Consider the following 8766-nt stretch of genomic DNA (forward strand, 5'->3'; position numbering starts at 1 on the left):
TTTTGTCTGCCGTAAAAGGTGAAAAGACGGGGTTAGGGAAAGTCTAATGTTATTGTTTGACTAATTATAAGTTTGCAACATATTAACAATTTAAACCATGAATTTTCGATTTCTTAAAAGGAATATTCGGAGTATTAGTTTCGTGCTAATTCTCCTGACAGTGAGTACTTTTCCTTTTTCTTTGACATTTGCCAACGAAGCGGTAAGTGACGCGATTTTTGCATCTGAGCAACAAATCCAAATTACCGGCCGCGTAACAGACAGTGAAGGAACGGCAATTCAAGGCGCAACTGTTTTGATAAAAGATGACGTTAATGCTACTGGAACGCAAACTGATCAGGGAGGAAACTTCAATCTTCCAGTCACAAAAAGCGAGGCGGTTCTAGAGGTGAGTTACGTTGGTTTTCAAAGTCAGCAAGTCCATGCCGCTGTTGGAAAAGACGTCCACGTGACCTTGCTCCCTATTGACGCGCTTGATGAGGTGGTAGTCGTTGGATATGGTGCTGTGAAAAAGCGGGATCTCACGGGTGCAGTGACATCGGTGAAGGCGGAGGAGATTATGCGAACACCGACTTCGAATGTGATGGACGCATTACAAGGGAAAGTCTCTGGGATGGATATTATGAAATCTTCAGGGAGGGCTGGTTCTAGTGTTGAGGTGTCGTTGCGCGGGACCCGTTCTATATACGGAGATAACAATCCGCTGTATATTATCGACGGTATTCCGGGAGATTTTTCTCGGTTAAATCCGAGCGATATAGAATCGATCGATGTGCTAAAGGATGCTTCTTCGACGGCGATATACGGTTCTGCCGGTTCTAACGGTGTGGTAATTATAACGACGAAAAAAGGTCGCCGAGGTACGACAAGCGTGGCCTTCGATTCCTACGTTGGTTACAACGGATTCCCAAAATACCCGCATGGTCTTGTCGGTGAAGATTATCTTGAATTAAAGCGAGAAGCCTATCGGGGAGAGCATGGTAGCTATCCGGAATTCCTAAATAATATCTTCAAAAATCCTGAGCATTTATCAGCGTACGAATCTGGAAAGAATGTTGATTGGGTTGATTTAGTTTTGAATGATGGAATCCAGCAGAATTATAGTCTTGCGGTTACCGGAGGTACGGAGAAGACCAATGCATATTTATCTGTAAATTATAACGATGAACAAGGTATTATCGAGAACGACCGATTTAAGAAATATGGCGTACGGGCAAATATTGATCATAAAATAGGTGCATTCGTGAAGCTGGGAACTAATTTACAACTTACCCAGTCTGATAATGATCAAGCTGCTCAGAATATTTTCGGCAATAGCTTAACTTTTCTTCCTTTGGGTGACGCCTACGATGATCAGGGGAACATTCAACATATCGCCATTGATGGAGTCACCAATCCGTTGTCCGATTTGATTAAGGATCAGTATGTGAATAATACATTGAATACATATTTTTCGGGTAATGGTTATTTTGAGCTCGAGCCAATTAAAGGATTGACGTTTCGTTCGGTATTGGGTGTTATTCTTGGTTCTGCGAGAAATGGAAAATATTTTGGCACACAATCTATTGCTAATCCAGAGGCAGGTTTTAGCGTGCCGGCGGCAGTTATCGTCAATGATCGTAACCAGGATTATCGATGGGAAAATATACTAACGTACAATGTAGACCTTAACCAGGATCATCACTTTACGTTTACCGGTGTAACCTCTTGGGCAAAAAATCGTGCAGAAATGGCTTATGCGGCGGGCTCGGGCTTCGATTTAGATTCATATTCATTTTATAACCTTAGTGGAGCGACAGATCCTGTGATACGGTCATCATTTATTGGGACCCAGTCAATGTCTTACGTGGGGCGTGTAAACTATAATTATAAGGGTAAATATTTGTTTTCTTTCTCTAATCGGTGGGATGGCGTTTCTAGATTGTCAAATGGTAACAAATGGGATGTTTTCCCTGCTGGAGCTTTCGCGTGGCGAATCAGTGATGAGTCATTTTTCATTCCGTTTCAGGAAGCAGTGTCCAGCCTCAAGTTTCGTGTAGGTTACGGTGTCACCGGTAACTCAGGCGGCGTCGGTGCTTATGGTACTCAGGCTGGAGGATTTAATGCTCCTAAACCGGTAGGTTTCGGTCAAACCGCTGGTGCGGCGTTTATTTTAAATCAAACAATGGCTAATGCTGATTTAGGATGGGAGAAATCATATACGACGAATTTAGGTTTAGATGCAACTTTTTTAAACGGCAGAATTGATCTAACGTTTGATTGGTACGATGCACAAACCAAAGATTTGTTATATCTACGTGACATGCCTGCTTCTCTAGGGGGGTCTTGGGGAGCACCATTTAAAATGTGGCAAAATGTCGGTGAGACAAATAATAGAGGTTTTGAGGTGACGCTACAGACTAAAAATATTGAGCGTGATAACTTCACATGGTCTACAGCATTTACTTTTGCCAGAAATAGAGAACGAATCGTATCCCTACCGGGAAATAAGGATTTGATTTCGACAAACCTGTTCCTAAACCATCCGGTAGAGACGTTTTATGACTATAAGTATCTAGGAATATGGCAAGAAAGTGAGGCTGAGGAGGCTTCGAAATACAACTCAGTTCCTGGAGATATTAAGTTAGCCACCGATGGATCTGTGGATGAAAACGGGAGACATGCCTATGGTATAAATGACAAGCGAGTGTTAGGTTCGGCGGTTCCTGACTGGACTGGCGGCATTCAAAATAATTTCACGTATCGAAATTTTGATGCCAGTATTTTCCTAACAGCGCGTTGGGGTCAAATGATTTCTAGCAACCTTATAACGAGATATGACCCGACTACAGGCGTGGGGAACAGCCCGGATGACGTAGATTATTGGACTCCGGAGAACCCGAAAGGATACCTACCTAGGCCAGGTTTACACTCATCAACTAGCGGGTACATAGGGTTTGGTGCTTTAAAATATGTTGACGGCTCGTATTTTAAAATCAGGAATGTTACGTTGGGCTACACATTGCCTGACAATGTGACCGGACGTATTGGGATGCAGAAACTACGCTTCTATGTAACTGCAAATAATCCATTTATATTCACAAGAAGCAGACATTTAAAATATCAGGATCCAGAGGCAAATGGACGGGATAATTTTCCATTGACAAAGCAATTTGTTGCCGGTGTTAACATGTCATTTTAAGTTTTATATAGAAAGAGTTCTTTTTAATTGGAAATTGCGAAATGCAGGCGCATTCCTCGCACCGGTCTTGACCGGTGTGTTTCCTGCCTGAGATTTATGAAAACAATATTTTACTACTGTATCAGCGCCAGTTTGTTCCTTGCCTCCTGCTCATTGGAGGAGCTTAATCCAAGTGGGGTAACGGTAGATAAAGTCGCCCAAACGAAAGAAGGTTACGAAAAGCTTGTGAACAGTTGCTATTTTGATTTACCACGTTATTATTATGGTCGGAATCTCCTTTTGGTAACCGAGGGAGGAACGGATATCTGGACGGCCGATTTAAATTCAAATAATAACCAGGATTATTTCAAGTATTCCTCTGGCGGAGCAATGTCTGTAGATATGGCCAAAGACTATTGGAATGGCGCATATGATGCTATTAATTATTGTAATATTGTAATAGATCGTGTCAACGAGGTTCAAGGCTATCAAAGTGAAGAGCAAAAGTTGGAAAAAGTGGCTGAAGCATATTTTCTCCGAGCTTTGTATTACTTTCACCTAGTGGAACAATTTGGTGCGGTTCCTTTGTCGCTTGAAGAGACAACGACGGCAAACACCGAAGTAGTGCGGGTCTCCCCAATGGATGTTTATAGTCAAGCGATAATTCCGGATTTACGATATGCTGTGGAACACCTCCCGCAAGATGCTGTAGAACCAGGGAGGCCATCTAAGAAAGCCGCGTTAGGATTTCTTGCTAAAGCGTGCTTACAAACGAAAGGGTATGGAACGAATGAATATATCGAGGAAGCATTGAGCGCTTCAAACGAACTTATAAACAATCAATCAGTGTATGGTGTTCGTTTGTATGATAATTTTGTAGACAATTTCAACGAGGCTAATAATAAAAACAATTACGAAGCCTTGTACCAATTAACTTACGACCAAGAGTATGGATCTACCAATTTGTACGAACATAACGGCGATTTTATGCGATTTTATTGCATTCCAACCGCTTTTGGTGCTATTCAATTGGCGGGCCATCAAATGGAGATAGGGCGATGGAGCGACGGTGATTTTATGCCAAGTAAATATTTATTGGATGTTTTTAGGTATCCTGATAATACGTTGGATCCTCGTTATAAAATGTCTTTTCAAACCAGTTGGACATCCAACGTCAATTATCAATGGGAACAGGATGCTATCGTACAATTCGATCGCAACTCGTCAATTAAACCTGGAACAGCTCTAACAAACGGAGCTATTGCAATAAAGTTTGTTCGGCCGGAGGAAGGAGACTACGATGTCGCAAAAGAAGAACGGTTATCCCAAAATTATTTATGGATCGATTATCGTGATTTGTATGGCGAGGACAATAAAGTCAAGATGAAATATACACGGGTTAACCAACGACCGGGAATTGTCGATAATCCGTTTATTAGTTTCTATCCATCCCTAACTAAATTCAATTCGGGTTCATTGAAGAGCCCACGGACGAACAGGTATACGAGTGACGCTTATTCAACAATTATGCGACTTGCAGAAGTTTATCTCATTGCTGCAGAAGCTGAATTCTATTTACGGGGCCCAAACGCGGCAGCAGTTGAATATATTAACGTGCTTCGTAGCCGGGTCGAAGGAAAACAAGTAACCGTCTCAGATATTAACTTACAGTTTTTAATAGATGAACGTGCCAGAGAGCTTTGTGGCGAATATGGTAGATGGTATGATCTTAAACGAACAGGAAAATTAACCAAATCTTATTTAATGGAGAAGAATCCAGATATTGGTCAATATTTTGTGGATGGCGTCCACTCTGTACGTCCAATACCGCAGGGCCAAATTGACGCCATAAGTAATCCCGAAGGGTTTCAGAATAACGGCTATTAAATCGACAAAAAAAGCCGAGAACATATATGTAACACCTCTTGAGAGTCATCATACTTTCAAGAAGTGTTTCTTTTTTTTAATTTTTCGCTTTACTATATTATTGTCATTTCGACGGTTAAAATTGATGTTTGTAACATTTACATGATAATATTTTATAATAAATAGATAATTGAACATATTATTGTCCCCCTTTTAATCCGTTATTTTGAATTAGCAATTATAAATGAATTGAGCTTATAAATACGTATATTTTTGTAACTCATTGTGGTAAGCCGACCTTTTTGTCGTGAGCCGCTCGATTGATAGGTTAAATCGAGTCCAAATATTTCATACGTTATTTATGAGTTGTTGTCATTGTTACTAGTGATCGTTTAGATTCTACAGCGGTCTGATTCATGTTTATGACGGATTCATTTAAATTGTATAAAGCGAAGTTAAATACAAGATAAAATGTGATGAAGAGAAATTTAAGATTATGTTTGATGTCCCTGCTAAGTTTAATGGTGTATTTGGGATACGCACAAACAGAACAACAGAAGTATATCGCGGTTATTACGGAACGATCAGATAAGATTGTCGCGGAATTAGATATAAATGACGCAGAACGTTATAGCAATGTTCGTGACGTTCTGGTCGAGCAATACCAGTTTTTGAACGCCCATCATGAAGAGAGAGAGGAGAAAATCAAGGGTCTAAAGGAAAAGTTCAAAGAGCAAAAGGAAAAATTGGAAGCAGAACGGTCCGCTTATGAGAAGTTGGAAGATAAAAAATTGCTAGTCAATCATGAGTCGTTTCTAAAGAAACTTAAGACCTTAGTTAATGAAGAACAGCTCGACAAGATTAAGAATGGAATGACCTATGGAGTACTTCCACTAACTTACAAGGCTTATCAAGACATGATTCCCTCCTTGAGTAGTGCTCAAAAGGAAAAGATATTTGCATATTTGATAGAAGCTCGGGAATTAGCGATGGACGCGCCAGGGTCAAAGGAAAAGCATGGTGTGTTCGGTAAATATAAAGGACGAATTAACAACTATTTGTCTGCAGAAGGATATGACCTCAAGGAAGAAGGTCGCAAATGGGAAGAACGCCGAGCGAAAAAGGGAAAATAACAAATAAATATGAGCGTGCTTTTGCGTTCAATCCCAAAGAGTTTTACCTCGTAGTGGTAAACAAGTGAGATAAAATTACTAACCTATTATAATTTTTTAAAACCATGACTATGAAGGCATTTTTTCGAGGTCACCTTCTTAAGGGAAGTATTGGATTGTTTTGTCCGTTACTTCTACTTGCTCCTACTGGAAAGGCGTATGCTTTAGAGACGAAGGTAGGAATTGGAAGTTATTCCAACTCGTTCGTAAATATTATGGGCAAGGTATTGGATGCAAACGGTAACCCTATCGTTGGGGCTACGGTAACAGTAAAAGGGTCGAACACAAGTACACAGACAGATGGCACAGGAACGTTTCGATTAAACGTATCGCCAGGAAGTGACGTCCTTTTGGTGAGTTTCGTCGGGTTTAAAACCCAAGAAGTAGTTATTGCTGGGCGAACTAATTTTGAGGTGCGTCTTGAGCCATCGGAAGCATTAGATGAAGTTGTGGTCGTTGGATATGGAACACAGCAAAAAGCCCATTTGACAGGAGCTGTTGAAACTGTAGATATAGCTGCTATTGAAAATTTGCCTTCTACTAATATAGGAGCGTCCTTAGCGGGACGAATCGCGGGAGTAGGCGTGAGTGGGGGAATCGCAAGACCAGGTTCAAAAGCAGGTTTAACAATACGTAAACCGATTCCACCGGGCAAGGACGCAGGTACCTCAAATCCGCTGTACGTAATAGACGGCATGATTCAGGTTGATGCACAAAATCGCCCTGAAACAACCCAATTTGACAATTTAGATCCTTCGGAAATTGAAAGCATGTCTATCTTGAAAGATGGTGCTGCGGCCGTTTATGGTGTCCGGGGAGCCAATGGTGTGGTGCTTATTACAACAAAACGAGGAAAAGCGGGGGCACCAAGAATTTCGTATAATGGTTCATACGCAATCAATGACAGGGCCTATAAAACCAAAATGATGAATGCGTATCAATTTGGCCAGTACTTCAATATCATGAATGGACCAAACGGCGAAAACGTTCAATCGGATAATTCTAACTATATCAACCGCATATTCAGTAGTGATGAGTTAGAGCATTTTAAGACGCTTGATTATGATTGGTTAGATGATGCATGGAAATCTGCTTATAACACTAGACATACGTTAAACTTAAGTGGTGGGTCGGAACGAGCTACCTATTTTGCGGGTGCTTCGTACCAGAAGCAGAACGGTAATCTCGGTACTTTGGATTATGATAAGTGGAACTTCAGAGCGGGAAGCGATGTGCAAGTGTCGTCCAATTTCAAGGTTTCTTTGCAAGTGTCTGGAAACGAGGATCAACTGGATAAGACCTTTAATAAGGTTTCTGGAGAAGGTCCGGAAGACGATTATAAAAATTTATTGACGGCGGCACCATACGTACCAGCTTATCTTAACGGCTTACCTGTTAAATTACCGGGAAGATCCAACGATCTTTCAGCGTATCACTTTTTTGAAATAGAGAAACTAGGTAATCAAAACAAAACGAATTCGAAATTTTTTACCGTGAATGTCGCTGCTGAATACGATTTTAAATTTTTACCAGGATTAAAAGCTCGTGGTACGTATACGCGTAACATGCGGAGTTCAGCGGGTAGTCAAATAGGTACAAAGTATGATGTGTATGAATTTACTAGGGCTGGTGAAAATGGACATATATATGAAGGCGCTACGGATCCAGAAGCGGTGAGAGCAAGTAATGGTAATAGAGTTTATTTTTCAAACAGCAACGGAACAAACACGCAGTATAACTTTTTCTTGACTTATGAGAAACAAATTGGCAATCATAACTTTAGTGGGTTATTCTCTGTGGAGCGAGGAGAAGCGAAGGGTAACCAAGAGGACGTGTGGAAATCTGATCCATTAGAAACAACTAATGGTCAATTTGGAACAGCCTTCGGAGAGATTGATGGGCGTACCTTTGCTTATGAATCGGGAACATTAGGTTATATAGGGCGGATAAATTACCGCTACGCTAATAAGTATCTTGCGGAAGTTCTTTTCCGTACCGATGCATCGAACAAGTTTGCGCCCGAGAATTATTGGGGTAAGTTTTATTCCGCATCGGCGGGATGGATCTTGACGGAGGAAGATTTCTTTGACGTGAAGGGGATTGACTTTTTGAAGCTTCGTTATTCTGTAGGTCTAATGGGTAACGATCAGTTTAAACCATGGGGTTGGCGCCAACGCTTCAGTTACGAAGTCGGCAAAGGGGCTGTGTTTGGTGGCAACGGAAGCTCTGCAACCGGAATGAAAATGAGTTCGTCCCCGAATAGGGATGCGACATGGAGTGATGAATTTAAAAATAACCTTGGTATAGACGCGCGGTTTTTGAACAATAGACTTTCGGTGAATTTAGACGGTTACTATAATAAAGCAACCAACGTACTCCTTGAAAGAATAGGAAATGTACCGGTGTCTGTCGGAGGGTCAGTTGTCGGTGAAAACTATGCGAAGTTAGATACCTATGGGTACGAGATTAGTTTAGGTTGGAATGATAAAATTGGCACTGATTTTAATTACGGTGTCTCAGGACGTTTAAATTGGTCAGATATGAAGATCGTTTACAAAGATTTGGATC

The 8766-nt window shown here is 41.1% G+C and carries 4 protein-coding genes; all 4 read left to right on the top strand.

Going from position 1 to position 8766, the window contains the following annotated elements:
• The first annotated feature begins 97 nt into the window (after positions 1–97).
• On the top strand, positions 98–3181 hold the full coding sequence (locus tag HP439_RS03060; protein WP_172388878.1) for a SusC/RagA family TonB-linked outer membrane protein: 3084 nt from the start codon (positions 98–100) through the stop codon (positions 3179–3181).
• A 96-nt stretch (positions 3182–3277) separates the two neighbouring features.
• Complete coding sequence (locus HP439_RS03065; protein WP_172388879.1) at positions 3278–5047, top strand: RagB/SusD family nutrient uptake outer membrane protein; 1770 nt, start codon at positions 3278–3280, stop codon at positions 5045–5047.
• A 455-nt stretch (positions 5048–5502) separates the two neighbouring features.
• On the top strand, positions 5503–6159 hold the full coding sequence (locus HP439_RS03070; RefSeq protein ID WP_172388880.1) for a DUF3826 domain-containing protein: 657 nt from the start codon (positions 5503–5505) through the stop codon (positions 6157–6159).
• 110 nt (positions 6160–6269) lie between these two features.
• The coding region (locus tag HP439_RS03075) for a SusC/RagA family TonB-linked outer membrane protein (protein ID WP_172388881.1) at positions 6270–8766 on the top strand (2497 nt) is incomplete at its 3' end.

Source organism: Sphingobacterium shayense (assembly GCF_013179575.1).
GTDB classification, from domain to species: Bacteria; Bacteroidota; Bacteroidia; order Sphingobacteriales; family Sphingobacteriaceae; genus Sphingobacterium; species Sphingobacterium shayense.